This window comes from Streptomyces sp. NPDC002577 (assembly GCF_053594815.1).
Window position 1 is genome coordinate 348,961 of record NZ_JBSFWK010000002.1, and the last position, 25,848, is coordinate 374,808.

The window sequence follows — 25,848 nt, forward strand, 5'->3', positions numbered from 1 at the left end:
GGAGCTCCGCCCCCGGACCCCGGATCGTCCTTCGGGCTCGTCCTCAAACGCCGGACGGGCTGAATATCGCTCACCCTCAAACGCCGGACGGGCTGAACGGGTCGGACGACCCGCTAGCCTCGTCGCATGAGCAGGCCGCCGACCTTCGCCCCGCCGCCCGGCGCCCGGGCCTGTCGTCTCGCCACCGAGCGGGGCGACTTCGCCGTGATCGACGCGCCGCCTGAAGCGGGTCGGCCGTACAAGGGAACCGCCCTCCTCCTGCCCGGTTTCACCGGGAGCAAGGAGGACTTCATCGCCCTCCACCCCCCGCTCGCCGCCGCCGGCTACCGCACTGTCGCGGTCGACGGGCGCGGACAGTACGAGTCGGACGGCCCGCTCGACGACGAATCACCGTACGCGCAAGCCGAGTTGGCGCGTGACGTCCTCGCCCAGGCCGCCGCGCTCGGCACACGCGTGCACCTCCTCGGCCACTCGCTCGGCGGCCAGATCGCCCGCGCGGCCGTACTCCTGGACCACACGCCCTTCGCCTCGCTCACCCTCATGTCCTCGGGCCCCGCCCGGATCTCCCCCTCCCAGCAGCAGCGCGTGAAACTGCTGCAGGAGGCGCTGGCCCTGATGGACATGGCGGAGGTGTGGGAGGCCATGCAGGCCGTCGAGACGCCCGAGGACACGGAATGGGACGGCCTCACGGGCGACGGCCCGGACCCCGGCCCAGGGCCCGATGGCACAGAGGACCTGCGGCACCGCTGGCTGCGCAACAGCCCCGCCCAGCTCGTCGCCACCGGCCGCCAGCTGTGCACCGAACCCGACCGCGTCGCCGAGCTCGGCGCCGCACCCCTGCCCAAACACGTGCTCTCCGGCGAGCGCGACGACACCTGGCCGGTGCCGCTCCTGGACGACATGGCCATACGTCTCGCCGCCCACCGCACCGTCGTACGCGGGGCCGAGCACTCCCCCAACACGGACCGCCCGCAGGAGACGGCGGCAGCCGTCGCCGCGTTCTGGGACGCCTGCTGAGCCGGCGCTGCCGCACCTCGCGCCGCCAGAAGCTCAGTACTGCGCCTGCAAGTGATCCCAGAAACCGTCCCGCAGCGACCGCCGCAGGTCCGACTGCCCGCGCAGCGAGTACTGCAGCAGTCCCTCGGCCTCGACCAGCAGGTCCTGGTCGACCGAACCGGGCAGATACGGATGCCCGGGCAGCAGCTCGGCCAGACTCTCCCGCCCCCGCTCCGCGAGCCACTTCGCCGCGATCTGGGCACCCACGAAGCGCACGCCGTCGCGGGTGGGGCGCGGCACCGTCGGCGTCTCGTACGAGGGGACGGTGCGCCGTGTGACGTACGGCTTGAAGAACTCGAGGTCGAAGGTGCGCTGGCTGTCGACCTCCCAGAGCAGCGGCTCGGCCTGATTGCGGCCCTCCGGCGCCTCGACGCCCCAGAGGTGGACGCGCGCGCCGTATCCCTGCGCCGCCTCCACCGCGGGGACCAGATCCTCGTCGCCGCCTATGAGAGCCGCGTCGCTGATCGCCCGATGGCGTGCCAGTGACTCCAGGTCGCTTCTGATCAGGGAGTCGACGCCCTTCTGCTGGTTGTTGGCGTTGAGGTTGCCGAGCCGTACCTTGACGTCGGGCAGCTCGGCGATGGATTGCTGTTCGGCGGTGTGGATACGGCGGCGCGCGCCGTCGTACCAGTACACGCGCAGGAGCCTGCTGTCCGCGAAGATCAAGCGGGCCTTGTCGATCAGTGCCTCGATGAGCCCTTCGGCGTCGAGGTCGAAGGCCCTGCGGTCCTCAGTGCCGGCGGCGAGGCGGCCCGCGGCCGCGTAGAGGTACCCGGCGTCGACGAAGATCGCGTGGGTCGAGGGGGTCTTCGCCACCTCGGCGAGCATGCGCTCGAGCAGCTCGTTGGTGCGGTCGATGCGGTCGCTCAGCGCCGCAGGTCCGTCGCGTCCCACGGGTTCGTCGTTCATATGTGCCTCATTGTCCGCACGGTTACGGAGAGAGCACAAGCGGTCCATCTACCGGGGCGTAATTAGGCTCGCGAAAAATTTCCTTAGCGTAGGGAATGTTGGCCTCATGCAAGGTGTTGTGACCATTCGGAGCGCGGTGCACTGTAGCCGCGCAATCCACTCTTAACGGGCAGGCAACTGCCCGGCCGCAGCCCGGGGCAAAAATGGTGTCCCGGATCACAGCAGTTCTCCTCCAGGAGGATCACCAGACGAAGGGAGAAGCCTTGTTGCGCTTCGAAATCATGCGCCTCGACGACGTCGACGGGACCGCCGTGGACAGCACCGTCGTGGACGCCGCCTCCGTCAACCGGATCGTTCAGCAGGCCGCCGCCACCGGGCAGCGCCTGTACATCCGACCGGCCGAAGCCTCGGCCTCATAACGCCGGTACCGGCTCGCGACGCATTTTGACGGGTCGCGACCGTGACATCTCGTAACGCGTCGACGACGACGCTGCACAGCACTTCAGAGCCCCCGTACCAAGCGGTGCGGGGGCTCTGTTGTGTGTGCGTGGCGGCCGACCGGCTCGGGCGGCTCGGGCGGCCGGACCCGGGTAGCCCGCGCACGCGGGATCAGGCGCCCTGGATCACCTGCGTCACGCCGTTGATGATCTGCTGCACGGCGATGGCGGAGAGCATCATGCCCGCGAGCCGCGTCACCAGCACCACGCCGCCGTCCTTGATCACGCGGATGATCAGCAGCGAGTAGCGCATGACCACCCACAGCACGAGGTGGATCGCCACGATCGCCGCCCACACAGACAGCTGCGTCGCGAAACTGTCGGCCTTCTGCACGGCCAGGATCACCGAGACGATCGCACCGGGCCCGGCCAGCAGCGGCATGCCGAGCGGTACGAGCGCGACGTTGACGTCCTTGGTCTGCTTCGGCTCGTCGGTCTTGCCGGTGAGCAGGTCGAGCGCGATCAGCAGGAGCAGCAGACCGCCCGCGATCATCAGCGCGGGCACGGAGACATGGAGGTAGTCCAGGATCTGGTGACCCAGTACGCCGAAGACCGCGATCACCCCGAAGGCCACGCACACAGCCTGGAAGGCCATCTTCCGCTGCGCTTTGGCGGGACGGCCCGCGGTCAGCGCGAGGAAGATCGGGGTGACCCCGGGGGGATCCATGATCACGAAAAGGGTGAGGAAGAGGGAGCCGAAGACAGCGAGATCGAGCACGGAAGGCCTTGCAGGGTGTCGGGTCGTCGAACGACAGGCAGAGGGGACGGAAGCGGACGGCAGCGGACTCTCGCCGCCGTACCGGAGAGCTTCAGGCGCACTGCGCGGGCCGCGGGGATTGCACGCGGGGAATTGCGCAGTGCGCAGACGCGGGATGACGAGGTGCGGTGCGGTGCACGCTTGCGCGGAACGGGCCGCGGGCGCGAAGTGCGGTGCGCACCTACGCGGACGAGCGACGCCTTACGCGGACGGGCAACGCTTACGCGGTACGCACCGGGGCTACGGGCGCCCGCCGGTGCCCGGCACGGGGAACGCCCCGGTGGCCCGGCGCGTGATCTCCCCGAAGATCTCGGGGTCGGTGGTGAACTCGCCGAGCACGCAGGTCTTGCGGCTGCCGTGGTAGTCGCTGGACCCCGTGGTCAGCAGCCCCAGGTCGGCGGCGAGCCCCCGCAGGCGCCCGCGGGTCGCCTGGTCGTGGTCCATGTGGTCGACCTCGATGCCGTCGAGTCCGGCGGCGGAGAGCTCCGCGATCGCGGCCTCGGGGACGACCTCGCCGCGCTTGACGGCGAGCGGGTGCGCGAAGACGGCGACCCCGCCCGCGGCCTTGATCAGCCGAATGGCGTCGAAGGGGTCGAGTTCGTGCTTCTCGACGTGCGCGCGTCCGCCGTCGGCGATCCACTCCGTCGTGAACGCGTCCGAGACGCTGGGGACGACGCCGAGCTCGACGAGCGCCTCCGCGATGTGCGGGCGCCCCACGGAGCCGTCGCCCGCGATGCGCGCGACCTGCTCCCAGGTGACCGGGACCCCCAGCTCCTGAAGCTTGACGATCATGCCCTTCGCCCGCGGCACGCGATCGTCGCGCACCAGCTCGCGCTCGCGCAGCAGCTCCGGCTCATCGGCGTCGAACAGGTACGCCAGCATGTGCAGGCTGATGCCGTCGTAGCGGCAGGAGAGCTCGGCACCGGTGATCAGCGTCAGCCCGGCCGGAACGGCGGCGATCGCCTCGGCGTGGCCGCGGGTGGTGTCGTGATCGGTCAGCGCGACGACGTCCAGTCCGGCGGCCGCCGCGTTGCGGACGAGCTCGGCCGGGGTGTCCGTGCCGTCCGAGGCGCTGGAGTGGGTGTGCAGATCGATGCGCACGACGCATGCTCCAAGCTCTGACGGGACCGATTTGAAGGGGACGCTCAAGGATAGCGGGAATCGAACACCGCCCCTGTCGCGGCCCGCCCCGACCCCATGACGCCGCCCGCGCCGTGCACGAGGGCGCGGCGGACGCGACGGCCCGCAGCACGCCGGTAACGTCTGCCCACGGCCCTGGCCACCACCGAGAGGGCCTACGGCGACAGGATCCGCGGCGTCAGCGCTCCACACGGCAGCAGGTCCATTTCCGCTCCCGCGTCGCGCAGATCCGTCAGCACCAGCTCGTCGTACATCAAGAGGCCCGACTGCTCCGGCCACACGACCGCCCACAGCCACAGACCACGGGCCTCGCCCGCGAAGACGGCACGGTCGTCGGGCGTACCGCCCACGAGCCAGAGCGGGGTCGGGCGGCCGGCTGCGAGGACCTTGGCCTGGGGCGGTTTCTCGACGTCCAGGTACGGGCCGGGGTCCGGGCCCTCGATGCCCGCGTACCGCGCGCCGAGCCCGACGCCGAGCTCCTCGGCGATCAGCAGCAACTCGCCCATACCGCCCAGCGGTCCCGGCCCGGAGCACGCCACCACGGTCCCGCGCCCGCCGGTGCGGTCGTCCCCTGCCGAGCCCACCCCGGTGAAGAGCCAGCCGACCGGCAGCGGCCACGGCATCCACACCGGCACCTGGGCACGGTGCACGACGACGCTGAGGGCCTCGACGCTGGGCGGGATCACGGGCTGCAGCGGGTGCACGGGCCCGTGCACATCACACTGCCAGGAGTCGGCAAAGAGTCCGGGAGCCCTGACCCGGCCACCACACTTCGGGCAACTGGGTTCGCCCCTCATAGGGCTCAACGGTCCTCCCCGGTTGTCGCCGCGTCAAGGACGATCACCCGTCCGGAGTGTGCAACCGGCGGCACAATGTAGATGCAGCCCGCATCGATCACATCGATCACATCGACCATGGGTCCGGATCTCGTCGGGCTCACCCCCGGCCCCGTCCGACTCCAGTCCACTTTCGGATGAATCCGAACAATCGAATGAGTCGGACGAATTTCATCGAGTTCCGTTGGATCCCGCCGGGTTCAGTCGAGCGCGACCGGCCTGCGCAGCGGGTCACGCAGGTCCGTCCCGCTGCCGAGCCACCGCTCCTGGAGCGCCCCCGCGCCGTGCACCCGCTTCCAGGCGGCCTCGTTCGGCGTCATCGGCAGCAGCGGCAGAAAACGTACGGGGTCAAGGGGCGCGTCCAGGTCCAGATCCTCGACGAGGCCGCCGGGCTCCGCGACCAGCACGGAGGTGAAAGACGCGCCCGGCCACAGCGGTTCGCCCACGTCGAGCGAGGCGCCCGGAGCCACGACCACCCCCTCGACCTGGGGCGACGCGGCCAGTACGGCGAGCGGGCGCAGCACCTTGTCGGTGTCGGCGAGGCCCGCGCGCACGGAGAGCAGAAGCTCCGCCCGCGGTCCCTTGACCGGGTCCGCCAACGGGGAGGTGGGATCGGCCATCGGGGCCGCCGACATCCCCAGCGTGGCGTATCTCACGATGTCCCCCTCGGTGAACCGGAGGACCTCGATCCGGTCCGTTCCGAGGAACGTCACCGCAGCACGCGCGTCCGGTTCTCCCAGCGCCATGCGCAAACGAGCCTCGACCAGAGCAAGAACATCAGCCATGCCGCGAGCATAGAACTGGTCAGTGACGGGCAAACTGGCGACTTGACACTTCAGTTCGCTGATAAGCTGAGCCGCCGGTCGGGCAGCACTGCAGACGGGGCCCTCGCAGCAGTCAGCTGGAGTCGCTCCCGCGCCCCGACCGCATGGGACATCCCCTACGGGGGACCGGCCGGAGGAGGTGGGGCTGCAATGGACCGAAGTCGACCGTGCAGTACCACCCGCTCTTCCGACCGCTGAGTCGCACAGCTTTCGCAAGCTGTCCCACCCTGCGCGCGCATTTCCGGCGCTCGACGGAAGAGCACTTCGTTTCCGCCTGATCTGTCTGATCTGTATCAGTACCGCTGGTCTCAGTACTGCTGATCTGAGTCAGCGGCGAAGCTGCCACCGCGACGATGCGGTGCTCCCCGCTTTGTGGACGAGCCAAACGTCGAATCCAGGACGTCCTCATTCCGGGTAGTTCCACCCGTCGCCGGCGGCTCTGTTGCGAAGGAGCCTGCCCATGTCGATGATCCGCGACCTGCGTGCCGCCGTCCGTCCCTCACTGCGCAAGGACGGCGGCAGCTACAGCGCGTACGACACGACCCGTGACCCCGCGACGCCCTCCGCCGTCGTGGACTGCGCCGTCTACCGCGACGGCCACCGCGTCACCTCCTACGAGACCCTGACGCCGCACCAGGCGATGCTCCACGTCCGCCGTGACGGCGGTTTCGCCTGGATCGGGCTGCACGAGCCCACGGAAGCCGAATTCGCGGGCATCGCCGCCGAGTTCGGACTGCACCCGCTGGCCGTCGAGGACGCCGTCCACGCCCACCAGCGGCCCAAGCTCGAGCGCTACGACGAGACGCTGTTCGCCGTCTTCAAGACCGTGCACTACGTCGAGCACGCCGAACTCACCGCGACCAGTGAGGTCGTGGAGACCGGCGAGGTGATGTGCTTCACCGGCCGGGACTTCTTCATCACCGTGCGGCACGGCGGCCAGGGGTCGCTGCGGGCACTGCGGCACCGGCTGCAGGAGGAGCCCGAGCTGCTCGCCAAGGGGCCGTCGGCCGTGCTGCACGCCGTCGCCGACCATGTCGTCGACGGCTATCTCGCGGTCGCCGACGCCATGCAGGACGACATCGACGAGGTCGAGACCGAGGTCTTCACGCCGGGCCGCAAGGGCGGCGTCTCGCGCGGTGTCGACGCCGGGCGGATCTACCAGCTCAAGCGCGAGGTGCTGGAGTTCAAGCGGGCGGTGGCGCCGCTCGCCCGGCCCATGCAGCTGCTCAGCGAGCGCCCGATGCGGCTGATCGACCCGGACATCCAGAAGTACTTCCGGGACGTGGCCGACCACCTCGCGCGCGTGCAGGAGCAGGTCGTCGGCTTCGACGAGCTGCTCAACTCGATCCTGCAGGCCAACCTCGCCCAGGCGTCCGTCGCGCAGAACGAGGACATGCGCAAGATCACGTCCTGGGCGGCGATCATCGCCGTGCCGACGATGGTGTGCGGTGTGTACGGGATGAACTTCCAGTACATGCCGGAGCTGCACTGGAAGTTCGGGTACCCGCTGGTGCTCGGGGTGACCGTGGGCATCTGTCTGACCATCCACCGCACGCTGAAGCGGAACGGGTGGCTCTGACGGGGCCGGGGCGGGGCGGCCCGCTGGCGGGGTCGGGCGACGCGGTTGTCGCCCGCCGCCGGGCCGTCACTACGCTGGTCCCATGACGGATCCCCTGCTCGACCAGGCCCTCGTCGAGGAGGCCACCAAGAAGTCCGGGCTCATCTGGGTGCAGGGCAGCGGCCCGGCCCGGGCGCTGTGGCACGCGTGGCACGAGGGCGCCGCCCATGTGGTCGGCGACGGGCCCGGTGAGCAGCCGCTCCCTGGGCTCGCCGACGGGGGCACCGCGACCGTCACCGTACGCAGCAAGGACAAGGGCGGCCGCATCGTCGAGTGGGCCGCGAGGATCGCGGAGCTCCCCGCGGGCTCGCCCGAGTGGGACGCCGCCGTCAGCGAACTCAAGGGCAAGCGGCTGAACGCGCCGGACGGCGAGGCCATGCCGGAGCGGTGGGCGCGCGAGTGCCGCGTGCTGCGGCTCGAGCCGCTGGGGACGACGGCGGAGCTGCCGGACGGCTCGCTGGCCGCCGCACCCCTGGCGAGCGCGGCGACGACGCGGCGGCCGATCCCGGCGGCCCTGCCACGCCTGCTGCTGCGCCGCGGGCGCCGCCGCTCCTGACTTGTCGAGTGGGGCCGGCACCTACGACGTAGGCAGCTGCTTCCCGTAGTCCACCGTCCGCTTCTCCGTGGGCTCCGCGAGCTTGAAGTCCTTGCCCCACTCGGAGAGTTGAAGCGTGCCGGCGTTCCCGGCGCGCTCGAGGCGCAGGGGATAGGGCGTGCCCTCCAGGGACACCGCGAGCGCGCCCCCCGCACCCTTGTCCCCGGTGACCTCGATGGTGCGGACCCCGTCCGCGCTGGAGTGGTCCCCCTTGTCCAGCGTGCCGTGCAGCGTCAGCAGCCCGTCGAGCAGCACACCCTTGTCCGTGAAGCCGCTGAGCTGCTTGTACGAGGGGTCGCCCTGCGGCACCTTCACGTACTTGCCGTCGAGTTTGTCGGCCGCCGCTCCGCCCGACTGGCCGCCGCCCGCCTTGTCGTCCTGGCCCCAGAAGTCCGCGTCGGCCTTCAGATAGAGGTGTTTGCCGACCCGCAGCAGCCCGAACGTGCTGCCCTTCGTCGTGACCGAACCGCTTCCACCGTCGTCCGTGAGGCGCATGTCGAGCTCGTACGTGCGACCGCTCACCACGACCTTGCCGGACAGCCGGACCGACTCCGCGCCCTCGGCGGCCTTCAGCGTCCTGCTCTGGATCTGCGCCGGGGGCAGCTTCCCGACCCCGTTCGTCCCCGCGTCGGGATCCTCGCTGCAGCCCGTCAGCACACCCCCCACGGCGACCAGCCCGGCGCACATCGTGCTTACCAGTGCGACCCTGCGGGTCCGGCCCTGGGGAAATGCAGACACAGGTGGGGCTGCCTCTCATGCGGTTGTCCTCAACGGCGTACGGCAGCGTACCCGTGCCTCCGTGCTGTAGCGGAGCCAGTCCGTCCGGACCTCCTGCCAGGGCGGATGCGACCTGGACGGGCTAGCCTGAAGCCCGTAACAACGGGACAAACGGCGCGAACAGGAGGCGCGTGCCATGGCAGCGAGCGCCCCCCGGATCTTCGTCTCGCACCTCGCCGGTGTCGCCGTCTTCGACCCGAACGGCGATCAGGTGGGGCGGGTGCGCGATCTCGTCGCCATGCTCCGGGTCGGTCGCCGGCCGCCGCGGCTCCTCGGGCTCGTCGTCGAACTCTCCAGCCGCCGCCGGATCTTCCTCCCCATGACCCGGGTGACCGGTATCGAGTCGGGCCAGGTCATCAGCACCGGCGTCATGAACGTGCGGCGCTTCGAGCAGCGGCCGACCGAGCGGCTCGTCCTCGGCGAGATGCTCGACCGCCGGGTGCGCCTCGTCGAGACGGACGAGGAGGTGACCGTCCTCGACGTGTCGATCCACTCGCTGCCGGCCCGGCGCGACTGGGAGATCGACCGTGTGTTCGTACGGAAGCAGCCAGGGAAGCGCGGAGGGCTTCCCTGGTCGAGTGGCGGGAAGGCAGGAGGCACCTTCCGGCGGCACAAGGGCGAGACGCTCACCGTCGAGTGGTCGGCCGTCACGGGCTTCTCGCTCGAGGAGACGGGGCAGGGTGCCGAGAGCCTACTGGCCACCTTCGAACAGCTGCGCCCCGCCGACCTGGCGAACGTGCTGCACCACCTCTCCGCCAAGCGCCGCGCCGAGGTAGCCGCGGCCCTCGACGACGACCGGCTCGCCGACGTGCTCGAGGAGCTGCCCGAGGACGACCAGATCGAGATCCTCGGCAAGCTGCAAGAGGAGCGGGCAGCGGACGTCCTGGAGGCGATGGACCCGGACGACGCGGCCGATCTGCTCTCCGAGCTGCCGGAGGACGACCAGGAGCGGCTGCTGAGCCTGATGCAGCCGGACGACGCCGCCGACATGCGCCGGCTGATGGCGTACGAGGAGCGCACGGCGGGCGGACTGATGACGACCGAGCCGATCGTGCTGCGGCCCGACGCGACGGTCGCGGACGCCCTCGCGCGCGTGCGCAACCCGGACCTGTCCCCCGCGCTCGCCGCCCAGGTGTATGTGTGCCGCCCGCCGGACGAGACCCCGACCGGCAAGTTCCTGGGCACCGTGCACTTCCAGCGGCTCCTGCGCGACCCGCCGTTCACGCTGGTCGGCTCGCTGCTCGACGAGGATCTGCAGGCACTCACCCCGGAGACCGCGCTGCCCGCGGTGGCGGGGTTCTTCGCGACGTACGACATGGTGGCGGCACCCGTCGTGGACGAGAGCGGATCACTCCTTGGCGCGGTCACGGTGGACGACGTCCTCGACCACATGCTGCCCGAGGACTGGCGGGAGTCGGAGTTCCACATGGCCGGGGAGGCGGCCGGTGGCGCCTGAACGCGATCGCGAGAGCCGTACCGAGGCGCCCCGGCAGCCCAGGTTCCGCCTGGACCAGCCGCTGCCCCAGCGCCGCCGGATGCTGCCCGAGTACGACCCGGAGGCCTTCGGGCGGATGTCGGAGCGGATCGCCCGCTTCCTCGGCACCTGGCGGTTCATCCTCTGGATGACGGTCACCATCGTCGTGTGGGTCGTCTGGAACGTGTTCGGCCCGCCGGGGCTGCGCTGGGACGAGTACCCGTTCATCTTCCTGACGCTGATGCTCTCGCTGCAGGCCTCCTACGCCGCCCCGCTCATCCTGCTCGCCCAGAACCGCCAGGCCGACCGCGACCGCGTCCAGTACGAACAGGACCGCAAGCAGAACGAGCGCTCCATCTCGGACACGGAGTACCTCACGCGGGAGATCGCCGCGCTGCGTATGGGCCTTGGCGAGGTGGCGACGCGCGACTGGATCCGCTCCGAGATCCAGGACATGATCCGGGACCTCGAGGAGCAGCACGTCGTCATCCGCCCGGACGGCGGCCGCGGAAGTGATCTGAGCGACCGCTGAGACATGAGCCACACGACCGCTGAGACGTGTCCCACTCGTCTCCCGGGATGTGGCCCACTCGGCCCCCGCGACGTGACCCAAGCGACCGCTGAGGGCCTTTCCGGGCCCCCCGCCCGGCGCCGTACCATCGTCCTTATGGCTACGGAAGACGCGGTGCGCACAGCACTGGCGACGGTGAACGACCCCGAGATCGGACGACCCATCACCGAACTGGGGATGGTCAAATCGGTGGAGATCGGGTCGGACGGTGCCGTCGCGGTCACGATCTATCTCACCGTCTCCGGCTGCCCGATGCGCGAGACCCTCACCAGGAGCGTGACGGACGCGGTCGCGAAGGTCGAGGGCGTCACACGCGTCGATGTGTCGCTGGACGTGATGAGCGACGAGCAGCGCCGCGAGCTCGCCACCGCACTGCGCGGCGGCCAGGCCGAGCGCGAGGTGCCCTTCGCCAAGCCGGGCTCGCTGACGCGCGTGTACGCGGTGGCGTCCGGCAAGGGCGGCGTCGGCAAGTCCTCGGTGACGGTGAACCTGGCTGCGGCGATGGCGGCGGACGGGCTGAAGGTCGGCGTCGTGGACGCGGACATCTACGGCCACTCGGTGCCCCGGATGCTGGGCGTGGACGGGCGTCCGACCCAGGTCGAGAACATGATCATGCCGCCGTCCGCGAACGGCGTGAAGGTCATCTCGATCGGCATGTTCACGCCGGGCAACGCGCCCGTCGTATGGCGCGGCCCGATGCTGCACCGCGCGCTGCAGCAGTTCCTCGCGGACGTCTTCTGGGGCGACCTGGACGTCCTGCTCCTCGACCTGCCGCCGGGCACGGGTGACATCGCGATCTCGGTCGCGCAGCTCGTCCCCAACGCCGAGATCCTCGTCGTCACCACGCCCCAGCAGGCCGCGGCCGAGGTCGCCGAGCGGGCCGGCTCCATCGCCGTGCAGACCCACCAGAAGATCGTGGGCGTCGTCGAGAACATGTCGGGCCTGCCGTGCCCGCACTGCGACGAGATGGTCGACGTGTTCGGCACGGGCGGCGGCCAGCTGGTCGCCGACGGCCTGACGAAGACCACCGGCACGAACGTCCCGGTCCTCGGCTCCATCCCGATCGACGTACGCCTGCGCGAGGGCGGCGACGAGGGCAAGCCGGTCGTCCTGACGGACCCCGACTCCCCGGCCGGCACGGCCCTGCGCACCATCGCCGGCAAGCTGGGCGGCCGCCAGCGGGGCCTGGCGGGCCTGTCCCTGGGCATCACGCCGAAGAACAAGTTCTAGCCGCCTGGCTCATACGCAGGTCACACGGAAGGGGCGCCGTCACGAGACGGCGCCCCTTTTCGCTCAGCCCGGCGGCTAGGCGTACGACGCGATGTCCTGGATCACCGAGAAGCCCACTCCGTACGCGCTCATCCCCCGCCCGTACGCCCCCACATGAACCCCTTCGGGCGTGGACCCGGCCAGCACCCAGCCGAACTCGGACTCGCGGTAACGGAAGGGCGTCGGCACCCCGTCGACCGGCAGGGACAGCGTCGACCACTCGGCCCCCTCAAGATCGTCCGCAAGCGCCCACGCGGTCTCCGTCTGCTGCTCCAGCCAGTCGTCACGCAGCGTGTAGTCCATCTGGGCGGGCCAGGTGACCGACAGCAGACCGACCCCCGCAAGCCAGGCCACGGAGGACACCGAGGTGGCTTCGAGCAGCCCTGTCCCGTCGGCGCTGCGCCGCACGGGGTTCGCCGCGACGGTCACCACGACCGCGAAGCGCTCCTTCTCCTCCTGGGCATCGCCGCGCACCGTGGGCTCGTCGCCGTGCGCGATCGAACCGTGTTCCACAGTGCCGTCGGCGGCGGTACCGACACTCATCAGCCGGCGCGGCCCCGTGAAGGCCTCGTCGAGGCCGTACCAGGGAAAGGGCGCCAGCAGGAAGCCTTCGAGCGTCTCCCGGGCGACGGATACGGCGGGGGCCTGTTGTTCACCCTCCTGCAGGGCCTCAAGGGCATCGGAGGTGCCCCCATCGGCCGACGGCTGCGCATCTACCCGACTTGTCGTCTCCATCTGGCCGGACGCCTCCTCGCTCTCGTCGGACCGGGGCGGCCCGCCCCCCACGGGCGACCTCACATCCGGTCCGTACAACAACAAGGCAGGATAGCCACACCGGTTCCCGGAGTCCGGTATGCGGGAAATACGTGAGTCGTACCGGTCGTCCGGTATATAGGCCGAATGGCCTACCGGGCCGACGGTGTCACGACGTCGCCGCGCGCTCGGCTCAGGTCGCGTCGGCGTCGAACGGCGGGCGCTCGTCCGGCTCGATGGCCTGGCGCTTCTTGGTCATGTCGACGCTGCCGCCGGAAGCCCCCGACGAGGAGCCCGAGGAACCGGACGACGCGGCGGACGAGTCGCTGTCGCGGCCGTGCACGGCGTCGGTGACCTCGGCCATCTCCTTCTTCAGGTCGAAGCCGTTGCGGATCTCCTTCAGCCCCAGGTCGTCGTTGTCCAGCTGCTTGCGGATGAACGTCCTCGGGTTGAGGTCCTCGAACTCGAAGTCCTTGAACTCCGGGCCCAGTTCCTGCCGGATGTCCTGCTTGGCGCTCTCCGAGAACTCGCGGATCTTGCGAATGGTCCGCGAGACGTCCTGAATCATTTTGGGGAGCTTGTCCGGGCCGAAGACGAGCACGGCAAGGACGACGAGCGTCACCAGCTCGAGTGGTCCTATGTCATTGAACACCTAGCGCTCCTTGCGATGTCCTCGGCCCGCGGCAGGTCGTGCGTGGTCCGGACCGGCTCCACGGTACCCGCCGATCCTGTCGATCGGGTACCGTCCCGGGCTCCCGGATTCAGGCGCACCGCCATTCGCGGTGAATTCACACCCGGCTCTTGGGTACCGCCCGGTCGGTCGGTGTCGGCCGACGGCTGTCCGGTAACCCCCGAAGGAGCCTTGGAACAGCCCCCGGAGGGCCGTCGGCCGTCCGGGGAGCCGGAGCGGGGAGCCCCGGGGAGTCCGGACAGTCCGGGCCTCCTGGCAGTCCTCAGTCGCCCTCCGACGAGCCGAGGACCAGTGTGAGCTTCTCCTCGTCTCCGCCCCGCTTCAGCATCAGCTCCAGGCGGTCACCGGGGCGATGGGCCCGGATCTTGACGATGAGCTCCTCGCCCGAGTGGACGCGCCGGCCGTCGACCGCGGTGATGACGTCGCCCGCCGTGATCCCCGCCTTGTCGCCGGGACCGCCCTGGTTGACCGGCGATGCGCCGTCGTTGCTTTTCGTGGCGACGCGGGCGCCGTCACCCGTGTAATCCATGTCGAGGGTGACGCCGATCACGGGGTGCGTGGCCTTCCCCGTGTTGATGAGCTCCTCGGCCACGCGCTTGGCCTGGTTGACGGGGATGGCGAAGCCCAGCCCGATGGAGCCGGCCTGGCCGCCGTCCAGGTCCGATCCGCTGTCGGCGGACCGGATGGCGCTGTTGATACCGATGACGCGGGCCTTGGAGTCGACCAGAGGACCACCCGAGTTGCCGGGGTTGATGGGTGCGTCGGTCTGCAGCGCGTCGACGTACGAGACGTCGCTCCCGTCGCCCTTCTCGCCGCCCGCCGTGATGGGCCGCTCCTTGGCGCTGATGATCCCGGACGTCACGGTGTTGGCCAGGTCGAAGGGGGCACCGATGGCCACGACCGGATCGCCGACCCGGACGTTGTCGGAGTTCCCGAGCGGCAGCGGTCGGAGGCCGCTCACGCCGGAGACCTTGACGACGGCGAGGTCGTAGCCGCTGTCGCGTCCCACGACCTCCGCGTCGGCGGTCTGGCCTCCGCTGAACGTCACCGATATCTCGCCGCCGGTGCCCGCGGGCTCCACGACGTGGTTGTTGGTGAGGATGTGACCGCGGTCGTCGAGGACGAACCCGGTGCCGGTGCCCTGCCCGTCGTCGCCGCTCACATGCAGCGTCACGACGCTCGGCAGCGCGCTGGCCGCGATCCCGGCGACGCTGCCCGGGGCACGGTCCGTGGACTCCGCCGCGGCCTGCGGGAGTTCGACCTCGCTCACCCCGCCGTTGCGCTCCAGATAGGCGCCGATCGCGCCGCCCACACCACCGGAGACGAGAGCGATGAGCGCCGCTCCGACGACCAGCACCCTCCTGGCTCGCTTCCGCCGCCGCTCCGGGGACACCTGCACGGCCCCGTTCTGCTGCAGCGGCGCCGCCCGCCAGGGGTCGTACTGCTGCCAGTGCGCACCGGAACCGGCCGGGGGCTGGGGCATGGGGGGCTGCGGCGCGAGCAGGGGCCCGCCGTACGCCGGCGGCGCTTGCTGGGGTGCGGCGTCTTGCGGCAGTCCCCGCTGGGGTGGCACGGGGCCCTGGGCGAGGTCATGCTGCGGGTGAGGCGGGGGCTGCGGGCCTGCCTCGGGCGGGGTCATCGTCTGCGGCATACCGCCCGCCACAGGCGCGTCCCGGCCGCCCGGACCCCAGGGGGCGTCCCCGGCCGGTGTCTGCGGCTCGTGCCCCCCGACAGGCCCCTCCGAAACGTGCTCGGAAACGTGCTCGCCGCCCGGCCCCTGCTTCGTGGGCTTGCCCTCGTCCATGCTCTCCCCACACCCGGCCCGCGGGGCGCGCCCCGCGGGCAGCCCCGCGATGATCACCGCGGACCGAATCGTCCACTCCACGCCCGTCGTCGACCCTACGGGCGCGGCCCACCCGGCGATTCAACCAGGTTCACAGGCCACGGCGCAGAGCAAGGTTCAGCCCGGCACGGGCTGGTCACCCTGGCGCAGAGCAGGCGTCAGCGGAGAGGTGCCGTGGTCCTGGCGGACGAGGAGGCTCCGGGCATCGGCGTCGCGGTGATCTCCCACACCGGGCCCGCGGGGCCCATGAGCTCCGCGGGTGCGTCGGTCGTCACCGGGGCGAGCGGCACCGGGCGTATGAGCGGGGACATGGCGGCGGCGCCGGCGACGACGGGCGCCATGAGCGGGTGCAGCGTCTGCCCCGTGCCGAGACCCGCACCGAGCCCCGAACCGAGCCCACCGAATGCCGGTGAGGGCAGCGCGGACAGCAGCGGGGCACCCGCCTCCGTGGAGTCCACCGGATCCGAGAGAGCGCCTCCCGGTCGCTGCCCCTGCGCCAGCAGCGGACCGCTGCTGCGGCGGCGCAGGGAATCGGGGGTGTTGAGGGCCCCCGCGGTCTGCGTACGGAACGGGGTCACGTTGGAGCCGGCGCCGGAGCCGCCACGCGCGTCGGTGGTACCCGCCGGCACCCCCGTGGACACCCCGCCCAGCGCGATCGCGGCGAGCGACACCGCACCGGCAGCGGCGAAGGCGAACCGCCTTCCGCGCGACGCGGAGCGGCCGTCGTGACGGCCGACGTCATGGATGCGGAAGCCGCGCTCCTCACCGGGGAGCAGTCCGGCGTGGGCGGCCGTCGGGACGTACTCGAAGGACGCGCCCTGCCTTATGCCGAAGACTCCGTTCCCCCCGAGGCCTCCCCCACCGAAGGGGTCGCCTTCGGCATCACCTCCGGGCAGCCCCTGAAGGCGCGCGAGGAAGGTTTCCGAGGGCGGCGGAGGGGCGGCTTCCGCGAAGACGTTCTTCAGCCGCCTCTGCGCGTCTGCCTCGGCCTTGCACTTGGCACAGGTGGCGAGATGCGCAAGGACACGCTCGCGCGAGTCATGGCTGAGCTCACCGTCGACGAGGGCGGCGAGCCGGTCTCCCAGATGCTGCTCTGCGGGTGTAGGACGTGATCCACTCACGCGGTCGCGCCCCCTCCTCCCAGCGCGGGTACCGCGGTCACGAGGGTGCGACGGTCCGCACGGGCCTCCGGCGACCGGTGCTGGAGGGCCTTGCGAAGCTGCGAGCGGCCACGGTGGATCCGGCTGCGGACGGTGCCGAGCTTCACGCCGAGGGTCGCGGCGATCTCCTCGTACGACAGTCCTTCGATGTCGCACAGCACGACGGCGGCGCGGAACTCGGGCGCCAGGGTGTCGAGGGCCTGCTGGACGTCGGCGTCGAAGTGGGTGTCGTGGAACGCCTGCTGCGGGGTGGGCTCGCGGCTGGCCAGCCGCTCCGCCGCGTCATCGCCGAGGGCGTCGAAACGGATGCGCTGCTTGCGGCGCACCATGTCCAGGAACAGGTTCGTCGTGATGCGGTGCAGCCAGCCCTCGAAGGTGCCCGGCGTGTACGTCGACAGGGAGCGGAAGACGCGGACGAAGACCTCCTGCGTGAGGTCCTCGGCATCGTGCTGGTTGCCGGTCAGGCGGTACGCCAGCCGGTAGACCCGCCCGCTGTGGGTGCTGACGATCTCCTCCCACGTGGGCGGAGTCCACGCCTGGGAATCCGCGTCGGTGGCGAAGGTCGCGGTCGATACGGATTCGGCGGTGGACGCGCCTCCCATGCCCTTGAAGGCCTGGGTGCGGAATCGATCAGCGGTGTCGGTCACGGATTTCGGCTCACCCGCCGACCTGAGAAAGCGCCGCAGCGCTCCTCTCCGATCCACAGGCGCAGCCGCACCTCCCCTGTCGGCTCTGGTGGTGTCCAGTGGAGCCCCTACCATAGCCACCTCGCCCGTTAGCTCCGTATAAGCACTTTTCCGTGAATTTGATGTGCGCTTCTGGTCTTGCGTCTGGACTTGCTTGCCGTCCTGATCCATCCGATAGCCCCCCGTCCCCTTCCCACCCCTCTAAACGCCCGGTCCCATCTCCGGGTTCCCAGGGCCAGCGGCTACAGTCACGGCCAGGCAACTACGGGGAACAGGAGAGGGCCATTACCGGCTACCGGCAGACGAGCTGGGCGTTCGCCGACGCCTATGTCGCCGAGGACGAGGCACTGCTCTGGGCCCGCGACCGCGCCCGGGACGCAGGCCTGCGTCCCGTGTCGCCCAGCACCGGCGCCGCACTGCGGATGCTCGCCGCGACCGTGGGCGCGAAGGCCGTGGCCGAAATCGGCACCGGGACCGGGGTGTCCGGAATTCATCTCTTGCACGGGATGCGCTCGGACGGGGTGCTGACCACGGTGGACCCCGAGCCGGAGCGCCAGCAGTTCGCGCGCCAGGCATTCCGGGCGGCCGGTTTCGCGGGCAACCGGGCCCGGTTCATCCCCGGCCGCGCTCTCGACGTACTCCCGCGGCTCGCGGACAGCGGTTATGACCTCGTCTTCTGCGACGGCGACCGTATGGAGTGCCTCGACTATCTCGCTGAATCGTTGCGGCTTCTGCGTCCCGGCGGTCTCGTCTGTTTCGAGGGCGTCTTCTCGGACGGCCGGACGATCGGCCCGGGCCCGCAGCCGGCCGAGGTGCTGCGCCAGCGTGAGCTGCTCCGCACGGTACGGGAGAGTCAGGACCTGGTGCCTTCGCTGCTGCCCGTGGGCGACGGGCTGCTCTGCGCGGTCAAGAAATAGGGCTGCCCCGCAGGGTCGGGAAATCAGGAAAGCGCTCGGCAAGAAGCAGGAAAGGCCCCCTGACACAGCTCTGCCCCGGCAGCACGTACGATGCCGGGGCAGCTGCAAAAAGGTGTGGGCGCTCCGCGTCAGCCGACGACCTTCTTGAGGGCGTCGCCGAGCGCGTCGGCCTCGTCCGGGGTCAGCTCGACGACAAGCCGTCCGCCGCCTTCGAGCGGAACGCGCATGACGATGCCCCGCCCCTCCTTGGTCACCTCGAGCGGGCCATCACCCGTCCGCGGCTTCATGGCCGCCATGCTCGTTCCCCTTCCTGAAACCGCTCATCGTCAGCCGTCGGCCCACGAAGGGCACGCGTCACCGGCCTCGAACACATTGCTTCCAGGCCATTATCCCGCATCTCATGACCCGATGACCAACATCGGTCGGCATCGCTTGGGCAACGCACTTTCGCAAAACCACTCAATTCGGCGATGTCGTTCTGATACTGCTCCGAATCGCCCGTTCGGCCGGACCGGAATTCTTTGATACAGGTCACATGCCCACGCCAGATGATCTCCGACATGCTGTCCTGAGACGTCGAGGCAACACCTGAGCCGCTACCCAGGAGGGGACCCGCCATGGCCGACACCGTGCTCTACGAGGTGCGCGACGGACTCGCGACGATCACGCTGAACCGCCCCGAGGCGATGAACGCGCTGAACACCGAGACCAAGGTCGCCCTGCGGGACGCGGCCGAGTCGGCCGCCCGGGACCAGGCGGTCCGTGCCGTGCTGCTCACGGCCGCAGGCGACCGGGCGTTCTGCGTCGGCCAGGACCTCAAGGAGCACATCGGCCTGCTGGCGACGGACCGCGAGACGGGGACCAGCGTCACCATGCGCACCGTCCGGGAGCACTACAACCCCATCGTCCGGGCGCTCACCGGCATGCCGAAGCCCGTGGTGGCGGGCGTCAACGGCGTCGCGGCCGGCGCCGGCTTCGGCTTCGCGCTCTGCGCCGACTACCGCGTCGTCGCGGACACGGCCAGCTTCAACACCTCCTTCGCCGGGGTCGCCCTGACCGCCGACTCGGGCGTCTCCTGGACGCTGCCGCGGGTCGTGGGCCCGGGCCGCGCCGCCGACCTGCTGCTCTTCCCGCGCACCATCAAGGCGCAGGAGGCATACGAGCTGGGCATCGCGAGCCGCCTCGTACCGGCGGCGGACGTGGCCGCCGTGGCCCAGCAGGTGGCCAGGGCGCTGGCCGAGGGCCCCAGTGTGGCGTATGCGGCGCTCAAGGAGTCGCTCGCGTACGGGGCGTCCCACTCGCTCGACGAGGCGCTGGAGAAGGAGGACGAGCTCCAGACCAGGGCGGGCAGCTCCGAGGACCACACGATCGCGGTGCAGGCGTTCGTGGAGAAGGCGAAGCCGACGTATCTCGGCCGTTAGGGGCCGTCCTGCCCCGGTCCCCGGCCCCTGGGCGGGCCCGGGGACCGGTCACGGGCGGCGCGCGACGCAGTCCGCGAGGTGGTCGTCGACCAGGCCGCAGGCCTGCATCAGGGCGTACGCCGTCGTCGGGCCGACGAAGCGCAGCCCGCGCTTCTTGAGGGCCTTGGACAGCGCCGTCGACTCGTCCGTGACCGCGGGGACGTCCTCGACGGAGCGCGGGACCGGGCGGGATGCCGGATCCGGTGCGTACGACCAGATCAGGGTGTCCAGCTCGCCCGGCGACCAGTCGGCGAGCACGCGTGCGTTGGCGAGCGTCGCGTCGATCTTGGCGCGATTGCGGATGATGCCGGGGTCGGCGAGCAGACGCTCGCGTTCGGCGTCCGTGAAGGCCGCCACCGATGCGATCTTGAAGTCCGCGAAGGCGGCGCGGAAACCCTCTCTGCGGCGCAGGATCGTGATCCACGACAGCCCCGACTGGAACGCCTCCAGGGACAGCCGCTCGTACAGCGCGTCGTCGCCGTGGACCGGGCGCCCCCACTCCTCGTCGTGGTACGCCACATAGTCTTCCGTGGACAGGGCCCAGGGGCAGCGCAGGGCTCCGTCGGGACCTGCCAGGGCGGTGCCGCTCACCTGTCCTCCTCCGGAGCCTGACGGCCGGGCGCGTCCTCGGGGTGCTGGGCGCCGTACAGCCCGGTCCCGGGTCCGTACGCCTGGGACGGGCCCGGGGCGCCAGGCGCGCCGAAGCCGCCGGCGGACCGGGCGCGGGCGCCGGCCAGCGCCGTCTCGAGCTCCTCGATCCGTGCGTCCCGCTCGGCCAGCTCGGCGCCGAGGCGGCCGAGCGCGTCGTCCACGTCCGCCATGCGGTAGCCGCGGACGGTCACCGGGAAGCGCAGCGACTCCACGTCGGTCCGCGCCACCGGGCGGTTCGGGGGCAGCGGGTCCACGAGCCGCTCGGGCGGCGCCTCCGGCAGCACGGCACTCTCGCCGCCGCCCACGACGGCCAGCGTCACCGCGGCGACCACCACGACGAGCGCGACGACCAAGAACAAGAACATGACCATCTCTCCGGTCCCCCACGCTCGGATACCGACTCTGAAAAGCTGCTCTTTCCTGCTCGTACGGAAAATCCGTACGAGCAGACCGCACGGAATGCCCGCGCGGACACCTCCGGCACGAAGCCGGGGCCTCGAAACCGTCAGGGTCCGATCGTGCCATGCGACGCTGACAGTTAAGGTCGCAGGCGGCCGAACAGGGAAACGCGATCAGGAGGGTCACAGGGGATGCTCAGGCTGGGCAGGCGCGAATTCGAGGCGCACGAGCCGGTGATCATGGCGATCGTGAACCGGACCCCGGACTCCTTCTACGACCAGGGCGCCACGTTCCGTGACGAACCCGCGCTGGCCCGGGTCGAGCAGGCGGTGTCGGAGGGGGCCGCCATCATCGACATCGGCGGGGTCAAGGCCGGTCCCGGCGACGAGGTCTCGGCCGAGGAGGAAGCGCGCCGCACGGTCGGTTTCGTGGCCGAGGTGCGCAGGCGCTTCCCCGACGTGATCATCAGCGTCGACACCTGGCGGCATGAGGTCGGCGAGGCGGTCTGCGAGGCGGGCGCGGATCTGCTGAACGACGCGTGGGGCGGAGTCGACCCGAGGCTCGCCGAGGTCGCGGCGCGGCACGGCGTGGGCCTGGTGTGCACGCACGCGGGCGGGGCGGAGCCGCGGACGCGCCCCCACCGGACCGAGTACGACGACGTGATGGCCGACATCCTGCAGGTCACCCTGGGGCTGGCCCAGCGGGCCGTGGCGCTCGGGGTGCCGCGCGAGTCGGTGCTGATCGATCCGGGGCACGACTTCGGCAAGAACACCCGGCACAGTCTTGAGGCCACGCGCCGGCTCGGCGAGATGGTCGAGACGGGCTGGCCCGTGCTCGTCTCGCTGTCCAACAAGGACTTCGTCGGCGAGACCCTGGACCAGCCCGTCAAGGAACGGGTCCTGGGCACCCTGGCGACGACCGCGGTCTCGGCGTGGCTGGGCGCCCAGGTTTATCGGGTGCACGAGGTGGCGGAGACGAGGCAGGTGCTGGACATGGTGACGTCCATCGCGGGCCACCGGCCTCCGGCGGTGGCCCGCAGGGGGCTGGCGTAGGCCTCCGGCGGGCCACTGGAAGCTGCGCTGAGGCCGTACGCGAGGGGCACCGTACAGCGTGGGTTGTGCCCACCCTCCCCCATTGCCTGAACGGCATGGGAGGTACCCCCATCGCCCCTGCGGAACGCCTGCCCACAACGGGAGCGGCGCGCTCCCACCGCCCGCAGGCGCCCCGACCCACCCACCGGCAGAAGGCGCACCAGCCGACCACCAGCGGTCAGCGCGCCGCAGGCCTCAGCGGCCCGCTTCCTTCGTCACCAGGGCCACGGCCTCCTCCACGTCGTCCGTGACGTGGAACAGCAGCAGATCCTTCTGGGACGCCTTGCCCTGGGTGGTCACCGTGTTGTGCAGCCAGTCGACGAGGCCGCCCCAGTAGTGGGCGCCGTACAGCACGATCGGGAAGCGGGTGACCTTGCGGGTCTGGACGAGGGTCAGCGCCTCGAAGAGTTCGTCGAGGGTGCCGAAACCGCCGGGCAGCACCACGAAACCCTGCGCGTACTTCACGAACATCGTCTTGCGGACGAAGAAGTAGCGGAAGTTGACGCCGATGTCGACGTGCGGGTTGAGGCCCTCCTCGTAGGGGAGCTCGATACCGAGGCCGACCGAGATGCCGCCCGCCTCCCGCGCCCCCTTGTTGGCGGCCTCCATCGCGCCGGGCCCACCGCCCGTGATCACCGCGAAACCCGCCTCGGCCAGCCCCTTGCCGAGGCGTACACCGGCGTCGTACTCGGGATCACCCGGTCGTGTGCGCGCAGAGCCGAAGACGCTGATCGCACTGGGAAGCTCGGCGAGGGCGCCGAAGCCTTCCACGAACTCCGACTGTATGCGCATGACCCGCCAGGGGTCGGTGTGCACCCAGTCGGAGTCGCCGACGGTGTCCAGCAGCCGCTGATCGGTGGTGCCGGGCTTGACCTGCTGGCGCCGCCGCACCACCGGCCCGAGGCGCTGCTCCTCCGGTGGCGGACCCTGCGCTTCCGGACTCCCCATGTGCCTCCCCTTCCGCTGACGTGTTGCCGTATCAGCGTAGATCTACGGGCGTTACGAACGCTGTAACACGGCGTGTCCGGCGGACTGCGGAGCATCGCCCGGCGAGGGGCCAGGGCGGCTCAGGCCGTCAGCCAGGCGCGCAGCCGCTCCTCGCCCGCGAGGATCTTCGCGATCTCGACCCGCTCGTCGCGCTTGTGCGCCAAGTGCGGGTTGCCCGGCCCGTAGTTGACGGCGGGGACGCCGAGGGCGCTGAAGCGGGAGACGTCGGTCCAGCCGTACTTGGGCTGCGGGGTCCCGCCGACGGCCTCGATGAAGGCCGCGGCGGCCGGGTGCGAGAGGCCGGGCAGCGCGGCACCGCTGTGGTCGTCGACGACGAACTCCTCGACACCGCAGTCCGCGAAGACCTCGCGCACATGCGCCAGGGCCTCCTCCTCGCTGCGGTCCGGCGCGTAGCGGAAGTTGACGGCCACGACGCATTCGTCAGGAATGACGTTTCCGGCCACGCCGCCCTCGATACGGACGGCGTTGAGGCCCTCGCGGTACTCGAGGCCGTCGATCACGGGGTAGCGCGGCTCGTACGCGGCCAGGCGGGCGAGGATCGGCGCGGCCGCGTGGATGGCGTTCGACCCCATCCAGCTGCGCGCCGAGTGCGCCCGCTCGCCCTTGGTCCTCAGCAGCACCCGCAGCGTGCCCTGGCAGCCGCCCTCGACCTGGCCGTCGGAGGGCTCGAGGAGGACCGCGAAGTCACCCTTCAGCCAGTCGGGGTGGGCTTCGGCCACATGCCCCAGACCGTTGAGATGGGCTGCGACCTCCTCGTTGTCGTAGAAGACGAACGTCAGATCGCGGTTGGGCTCGGGCACGGTGGCCGCGATGCGCAGCTGCACCGCCACGCCCGACTTCATGTCGCAGGTGCCGCAGCCCCACAGCACGCCGTCCTCGTCGAGCCGGGACGGCACGTTGTCCGCGATCGGCACGGTGTCGATGTGCCCGGCCAGGATCACGCGCTCCGGGCGCCCCAGATGCGTACGCGCCACGACGTTGTTGCCGTGGCGGTCGACGGTGAGGTGCGGAAGGGCGCGCAGCGCGGCCTCCACGGCGTCGGCGAGCGGCTTCTCCTGGCCGCTCTCGGACGGGAAGTCGACGAGCTGAGCGGTGAGCTGCGCGGCGTCCAGCGACAGATCGAGCGGGGTGCGGTCCATGCTGCGACCCTAACCCGCCCCGGCGGACCGGCCTGGCGGCCCCCTTGTGACTCTCCAGTACCTTGTACGCGTGTCACAGCCACCCATCCCCGTCCGGCGCGGCCGTCTCCTCCGTACCGGGGTGGCCGTCGCGACACTGCTCGTGCTCACGGCCTACCTGGCCGTGCAGTACCTCTACGGAGGCCGGGCCGCCCCGCGCTGCGAGGTCGTGGCGGGCGACGGCGACTGGGCGTCGTACGAGCTCACTCCCGAGCAGGCGGTGAACGCCGCGACGATCTCGGCGGTCGGCACCTCGCGCGGCATGCCGGAGCGGGCGGTGACGATCGCGCTGGCCACCGCGATCCAGGAGTCGGGGCTGCACAACATCCGCCACGGCGACCGGGATTCGCTCGGCCTGTTCCAGCAGCGGCCCTCGCAGGGCTGGGGAACGCCGAAGCAGATCCTGGACCCGGCGTACGCGGCGGCACGGTTCTACGAGCATCTGGCCAAGATCCCGGGATACTCGCGGCTTCCGCTGACGGTCGCCGCGCAGCGCGTGCAGCACAGCGGCTATCCGCAGGCGTACGCGAAGCACGAGCCGGACGCCGCACTCCTTGCCGCCGCGCTGACCGGCCGCGCGGCGGCATCGCTGACCTGCACGACGCGCACCGCCACTCAGGCCGGCGACCCGTCGCGGGTGCGCACGGCCCTCGTACGGGACTTCGGTGCGGGCGTGCTGCAGGACAGCGCCGCGACGGTGTCGGAGAAGACCTCGTCGTCGGTGTCCGCATCGCCTTCGCCACGCGGGAGCGGCACGGTGGTCGTGCCGGTCGCCGAGACCGCGTCGGCCGGGGGCAGCGCCCGGCAGCGCGGCTGGGAACTGGCGCACTGGGCCGTGGCCAACGCGACCGCGCTGGGCATCGACCGGGTCTCCTACGCGGGCCGGGTGTGGACCGCCGCGGATTCGGCGGACGGGTGGCAGACGGCGGCCACCGCCGACAGCGCAGCCGGTGACACCTCGGACGGCGCCGGTCAGCGCGCCGCCGGCGGCGGGAAGACCGTCGGCGAGGTCCTCATCGTGTGCGGCCAGTAGTTCGGGCTCTCACCCGTGAGGGGCGCCCGGGGCCGCGTCCCGCGCATCCTTTGGCCTGCGGTCGCACGGACCGCCAACGCCCTTGAGAACACCGTGGAGTAAGGAATCGGCAGCAGCTTCGGGCGGCATCGAATTGGCATGGATTTGCCCGCTTTTATCCGGAGCCGATAATGCGACGCATTACCAATTCTTTACGTTCGGCCACCGCAACCTTCCCGGTCTTCGAGCGGTAGTCACTGCGTCCGAGCGCCGGGGGCGATCAAGCGGATCGGCCGCTGAAGGGCCCGGACTCCTCGACGTATCTCTCTCGTTCTTGAAGGAGCACCATGTCCCTCCCTCTCTCCCGTCGGATCGCCCGTGCCGCTCTGCTCGTCGCGGCGGGAGCGGCGCCCGTGATCGCTGCGGCGGGCTCCGCCTCCGCCGCCGACCTGCCCGCCGCCGCGCCCAGCCTGGGCGGGCTGACCGCGCTCGACACCGGCGCCGTCGACTCCGCCGCGCCTGCCGTCGAGTCGGGCGTTGCGCCCGTCGTGGGGCACGCGCAGGGGGCGGTCGGGCACGCCGTGGGTTCCGCGCAGGGGCTGCCGAAGGCGGACCTGCCGAAGGCGGACCTCCCGACTCCGGAGCTGCCGGGGGCCGCGCTGCCGCTCGGCTGAGC

27 protein-coding genes and 1 pseudogene are annotated in these 25,848 nt (G+C 71.0%); 12 read left to right on the forward strand and 16 right to left on the reverse strand.

Features of this window, described 5'->3' with window-relative positions:
• The first annotated feature begins 126 nt into the window (after positions 1-126).
• Positions 127-1,017: an alpha/beta fold hydrolase gene (locus ACWD4J_RS05150; protein WP_451393912.1), complete on the forward strand. Its 891-nt coding sequence runs from the start codon at positions 127-129 to the stop codon at positions 1,015-1,017.
• A 33-nt stretch (positions 1,018-1,050) separates the two neighbouring features.
• Here the strand turns inward: ACWD4J_RS05150 and ACWD4J_RS05155 are convergent, their stop codons facing one another.
• Complete coding sequence (locus ACWD4J_RS05155) at positions 1,051-1,965, reverse strand: NYN domain-containing protein (RefSeq protein WP_451393913.1); 915 nt, start codon at positions 1,963-1,965, stop codon at positions 1,051-1,053.
• Between the two features lie 263 nt (positions 1,966-2,228).
• Between ACWD4J_RS05155 and ACWD4J_RS05160 the strand changes: the two genes are divergently transcribed.
• Complete coding sequence (locus ACWD4J_RS05160) at positions 2,229-2,384, forward strand: hypothetical protein (protein ID WP_451394027.1); 156 nt, start codon at positions 2,229-2,231, stop codon at positions 2,382-2,384.
• A 190-nt stretch (positions 2,385-2,574) separates the two neighbouring features.
• On the opposite strand, the gene ACWD4J_RS05165 is transcribed toward ACWD4J_RS05160, so the two are convergent.
• From ACWD4J_RS05165 to ACWD4J_RS05180, 4 genes are all read right to left on the reverse strand, one after another.
• Complete coding sequence (locus tag ACWD4J_RS05165; RefSeq protein ID WP_451393914.1) at positions 2,575-3,180, reverse strand: MarC family protein; 606 nt, start codon at positions 3,178-3,180, stop codon at positions 2,575-2,577.
• Between the two features lie 279 nt (positions 3,181-3,459).
• Positions 3,460-4,320 (reverse strand): PHP domain-containing protein, encoded by an 861-nt coding sequence (locus ACWD4J_RS05170; RefSeq protein ID WP_451393915.1) that lies wholly within the window; start codon positions 4,318-4,320, stop codon positions 3,460-3,462.
• 194 nt (positions 4,321-4,514) lie between these two features.
• A complete protein-coding gene (locus tag ACWD4J_RS05175; RefSeq protein WP_451393916.1) occupies positions 4,515-5,156 on the reverse strand; it encodes a DUF6758 family protein in 642 nt (213 codons plus the stop codon).
• A gap of 239 nt (positions 5,157-5,395) precedes the next feature.
• Complete coding sequence (locus ACWD4J_RS05180) at positions 5,396-5,980, reverse strand: suppressor of fused domain protein (RefSeq protein ID WP_451393917.1); 585 nt, start codon at positions 5,978-5,980, stop codon at positions 5,396-5,398.
• Between the two features lie 499 nt (positions 5,981-6,479).
• On the opposite strand from ACWD4J_RS05180, the gene ACWD4J_RS05185 reads away from it, so the two are divergent.
• Both ACWD4J_RS05185 and ACWD4J_RS05190 read left to right on the forward strand, forming a co-directional pair.
• Complete coding sequence (locus tag ACWD4J_RS05185; protein WP_451393918.1) at positions 6,480-7,598, forward strand: magnesium and cobalt transport protein CorA; 1,119 nt, start codon at positions 6,480-6,482, stop codon at positions 7,596-7,598.
• A gap of 82 nt (positions 7,599-7,680) precedes the next feature.
• Positions 7,681-8,193, forward strand: a complete 513-nt coding sequence (locus ACWD4J_RS05190) for a hypothetical protein (RefSeq protein ID WP_451393919.1) — start codon at positions 7,681-7,683, stop codon at positions 8,191-8,193.
• Between the two features lie 21 nt (positions 8,194-8,214).
• Here ACWD4J_RS05190 and ACWD4J_RS05195 read toward each other — a convergent pair whose 3' ends face one another.
• On the reverse strand, positions 8,215-8,970 hold the full coding sequence (locus ACWD4J_RS05195; protein ID WP_451393920.1) for a hypothetical protein: 756 nt from the start codon (positions 8,968-8,970) through the stop codon (positions 8,215-8,217).
• 175 nt (positions 8,971-9,145) lie between these two features.
• Here ACWD4J_RS05195 and ACWD4J_RS05200 point away from each other — a divergent pair, with 175 nt between their 5' ends.
• From ACWD4J_RS05200 to ACWD4J_RS05210, 3 genes are all read left to right on the forward strand, one after another.
• The gene (locus ACWD4J_RS05200) at positions 9,146-10,465 is read left to right on the forward strand and encodes a magnesium transporter MgtE N-terminal domain-containing protein (protein WP_451393921.1); all 1,320 of its coding nucleotides are present in this window, start codon (positions 9,146-9,148) and stop codon (positions 10,463-10,465) included.
• Positions 10,455-11,015, forward strand: coding sequence for a DUF1003 domain-containing protein (locus ACWD4J_RS05205; RefSeq protein WP_451393922.1), 561 nt, complete (start codon positions 10,455-10,457; stop codon positions 11,013-11,015). Before ACWD4J_RS05200 ends, ACWD4J_RS05205 begins: the two co-directional genes overlap by 11 nt.
• A 135-nt stretch (positions 11,016-11,150) precedes the next feature.
• A complete protein-coding gene (locus tag ACWD4J_RS05210; RefSeq protein WP_451393923.1) occupies positions 11,151-12,284 on the forward strand; it encodes an Mrp/NBP35 family ATP-binding protein in 1,134 nt (377 codons plus the stop codon).
• 75 nt (positions 12,285-12,359) lie between these two features.
• Here ACWD4J_RS05210 and ACWD4J_RS05215 read toward each other — a convergent pair whose 3' ends face one another.
• The 5 genes from ACWD4J_RS05215 to sigE all read right to left on the reverse strand — a co-directional run bounded on the left by ACWD4J_RS05215 (position 12,360) and on the right by sigE (position 17,531).
• Positions 12,360-13,058, reverse strand: a complete 699-nt coding sequence (locus ACWD4J_RS05215) for a hypothetical protein (protein WP_451393924.1) — start codon at positions 13,056-13,058, stop codon at positions 12,360-12,362.
• Positions 13,059-13,269: 211 nt separating this feature from the next.
• On the reverse strand, positions 13,270-13,728 hold the full coding sequence (locus tag ACWD4J_RS05220) for a sec-independent translocase (protein WP_451393925.1): 459 nt from the start codon (positions 13,726-13,728) through the stop codon (positions 13,270-13,272).
• A gap of 301 nt (positions 13,729-14,029) precedes the next feature.
• Positions 14,030-15,652 carry a S1C family serine protease gene (locus tag ACWD4J_RS05225; RefSeq protein ID WP_451393926.1) on the reverse strand — a complete coding sequence of 541 codons (1,623 nt, stop codon included), beginning with the start codon at positions 15,650-15,652 and terminating at the stop codon, positions 14,030-14,032.
• A gap of 116 nt (positions 15,653-15,768) precedes the next feature.
• Entirely contained in the window at positions 15,769-16,731 is a 963-nt protein-coding gene (locus tag ACWD4J_RS05230) for an anti-sigma factor family protein (RefSeq protein WP_451393927.1), read from the reverse strand.
• Positions 16,728-17,531 (reverse strand): RNA polymerase sigma factor SigE, encoded by an 804-nt coding sequence (gene sigE / locus ACWD4J_RS05235; protein ID WP_451394023.1) that lies wholly within the window; start codon positions 17,529-17,531, stop codon positions 16,728-16,730. The genes ACWD4J_RS05230 and sigE overlap by 4 nt, the downstream gene beginning before the upstream one ends.
• Before the next feature lie 142 nt (positions 17,532-17,673).
• Here sigE and ACWD4J_RS05240 point away from each other — a divergent pair.
• Positions 17,674-18,373, forward strand: a pseudogene (locus tag ACWD4J_RS05240) (O-methyltransferase).
• A gap of 128 nt (positions 18,374-18,501) precedes the next feature.
• Here ACWD4J_RS05240 and ACWD4J_RS05245 read toward each other — a convergent pair.
• Positions 18,502-18,669 (reverse strand): DUF3117 domain-containing protein, encoded by a 168-nt coding sequence (locus ACWD4J_RS05245; protein ID WP_003966491.1) that lies wholly within the window; start codon positions 18,667-18,669, stop codon positions 18,502-18,504.
• Positions 18,670-18,990: 321 nt separating this feature from the next.
• On the opposite strand from ACWD4J_RS05245, the gene chcB reads away from it, so the two are divergent.
• Complete coding sequence (chcB, locus tag ACWD4J_RS05250) at positions 18,991-19,794, forward strand: 2-cyclohexenylcarbonyl CoA isomerase (protein ID WP_451393928.1); 804 nt, start codon at positions 18,991-18,993, stop codon at positions 19,792-19,794.
• A gap of 48 nt (positions 19,795-19,842) precedes the next feature.
• On the opposite strand, the gene ACWD4J_RS05255 is transcribed toward chcB, so the two are convergent.
• Together ACWD4J_RS05255 and ACWD4J_RS05260 are read right to left on the reverse strand one after the other, a co-directional pair.
• On the reverse strand, positions 19,843-20,424 hold the full coding sequence (locus ACWD4J_RS05255; protein ID WP_451393929.1) for a DNA-3-methyladenine glycosylase I: 582 nt from the start codon (positions 20,422-20,424) through the stop codon (positions 19,843-19,845).
• Positions 20,421-20,855 (reverse strand): DivIVA domain-containing protein, encoded by a 435-nt coding sequence (locus ACWD4J_RS05260; protein WP_451393930.1) that lies wholly within the window; start codon positions 20,853-20,855, stop codon positions 20,421-20,423. The genes ACWD4J_RS05255 and ACWD4J_RS05260 overlap by 4 nt, the downstream gene beginning before the upstream one ends.
• Before the next feature lie 219 nt (positions 20,856-21,074).
• Here ACWD4J_RS05260 and folP point away from each other — a divergent pair, with 219 nt between their 5' ends.
• Positions 21,075-21,935 (forward strand): dihydropteroate synthase, encoded by an 861-nt coding sequence (gene folP, locus ACWD4J_RS05265; protein WP_451393931.1) that lies wholly within the window; start codon positions 21,075-21,077, stop codon positions 21,933-21,935.
• Between the two features lie 234 nt (positions 21,936-22,169).
• Here folP and ACWD4J_RS05270 read toward each other — a convergent pair whose 3' ends face one another.
• Both ACWD4J_RS05270 and dapE read right to left on the reverse strand, forming a co-directional pair.
• Positions 22,170-22,922, reverse strand: coding sequence for an LOG family protein (locus ACWD4J_RS05270; RefSeq protein WP_451393932.1), 753 nt, complete (start codon positions 22,920-22,922; stop codon positions 22,170-22,172).
• A gap of 119 nt (positions 22,923-23,041) precedes the next feature.
• Positions 23,042-24,121, reverse strand: coding sequence for a succinyl-diaminopimelate desuccinylase (gene dapE / locus ACWD4J_RS05275; protein ID WP_451393933.1), 1,080 nt, complete (start codon positions 24,119-24,121; stop codon positions 23,042-23,044).
• Between the two features lie 70 nt (positions 24,122-24,191).
• On the opposite strand from dapE, the gene ACWD4J_RS05280 reads away from it, so the two are divergent.
• Together ACWD4J_RS05280 and ACWD4J_RS05285 are read left to right on the forward strand one after the other, a co-directional pair.
• Positions 24,192-25,193 (forward strand): heavy metal transporter, encoded by a 1,002-nt coding sequence (locus tag ACWD4J_RS05280; protein WP_451393934.1) that lies wholly within the window; start codon positions 24,192-24,194, stop codon positions 25,191-25,193.
• A gap of 326 nt (positions 25,194-25,519) precedes the next feature.
• Positions 25,520-25,846 (forward strand): ATP-binding protein, encoded by a 327-nt coding sequence (locus ACWD4J_RS05285; RefSeq protein ID WP_451393935.1) that lies wholly within the window; start codon positions 25,520-25,522, stop codon positions 25,844-25,846.
• The last annotated feature ends 2 nt before the right edge of the window (positions 25,847-25,848 follow it).

What these genes read in the sequence shown, in the direction of transcription:
- ACWD4J_RS05150 (WP_451393912.1), top strand. Translation starts at nt 127, where the DNA reads ATGAGCAGGCCGCCGACCTTCGCCCCGCCGCCCGGCGCCCGGGCCTGT.
- ACWD4J_RS05155 (WP_451393913.1), bottom strand. Translation starts at nt 1,965, where the DNA reads ATGAACGACGAACCCGTGGGACGCGACGGACCTGCGGCGCTGAGCGAC.
- ACWD4J_RS05175 (WP_451393916.1), bottom strand. Translation starts at nt 5,156, where the DNA reads ATGAGGGGCGAACCCAGTTGCCCGAAGTGTGGTGGCCGGGTCAGGGCT.
- ACWD4J_RS05180 (WP_451393917.1), bottom strand. Translation starts at nt 5,980, where the DNA reads ATGGCTGATGTTCTTGCTCTGGTCGAGGCTCGTTTGCGCATGGCGCTG.
- ACWD4J_RS05185 (WP_451393918.1), top strand. Translation starts at nt 6,480, where the DNA reads ATGTCGATGATCCGCGACCTGCGTGCCGCCGTCCGTCCCTCACTGCGC.
- ACWD4J_RS05190 (WP_451393919.1), top strand. Translation starts at nt 7,681, where the DNA reads ATGACGGATCCCCTGCTCGACCAGGCCCTCGTCGAGGAGGCCACCAAG.
- ACWD4J_RS05200 (WP_451393921.1), top strand. Translation starts at nt 9,146, where the DNA reads ATGGCAGCGAGCGCCCCCCGGATCTTCGTCTCGCACCTCGCCGGTGTC.
- ACWD4J_RS05210 (WP_451393923.1), top strand. Translation starts at nt 11,151, where the DNA reads ATGGCTACGGAAGACGCGGTGCGCACAGCACTGGCGACGGTGAACGAC.
- ACWD4J_RS05215 (WP_451393924.1), bottom strand. Translation starts at nt 13,058, where the DNA reads ATGGAGACGACAAGTCGGGTAGATGCGCAGCCGTCGGCCGATGGGGGC.
- sigE (WP_451394023.1), bottom strand. Translation starts at nt 17,531, where the DNA reads ATGGTAGGGGCTCCACTGGACACCACCAGAGCCGACAGGGGAGGTGCG.
- ACWD4J_RS05245 (WP_003966491.1), bottom strand. Translation starts at nt 18,669, where the DNA reads ATGGCGGCCATGAAGCCGCGGACGGGTGATGGCCCGCTCGAGGTGACC.
- chcB (WP_451393928.1), top strand. Translation starts at nt 18,991, where the DNA reads ATGGCCGACACCGTGCTCTACGAGGTGCGCGACGGACTCGCGACGATC.
- ACWD4J_RS05260 (WP_451393930.1), bottom strand. Translation starts at nt 20,855, where the DNA reads ATGGTCATGTTCTTGTTCTTGGTCGTCGCGCTCGTCGTGGTGGTCGCC.
- folP (WP_451393931.1), top strand. Translation starts at nt 21,075, where the DNA reads ATGCTCAGGCTGGGCAGGCGCGAATTCGAGGCGCACGAGCCGGTGATC.
- ACWD4J_RS05270 (WP_451393932.1), bottom strand. Translation starts at nt 22,922, where the DNA reads ATGGGGAGTCCGGAAGCGCAGGGTCCGCCACCGGAGGAGCAGCGCCTC.
- dapE (WP_451393933.1), bottom strand. Translation starts at nt 24,121, where the DNA reads ATGGACCGCACCCCGCTCGATCTGTCGCTGGACGCCGCGCAGCTCACC.
- ACWD4J_RS05285 (WP_451393935.1), top strand. Translation starts at nt 25,520, where the DNA reads ATGTCCCTCCCTCTCTCCCGTCGGATCGCCCGTGCCGCTCTGCTCGTC.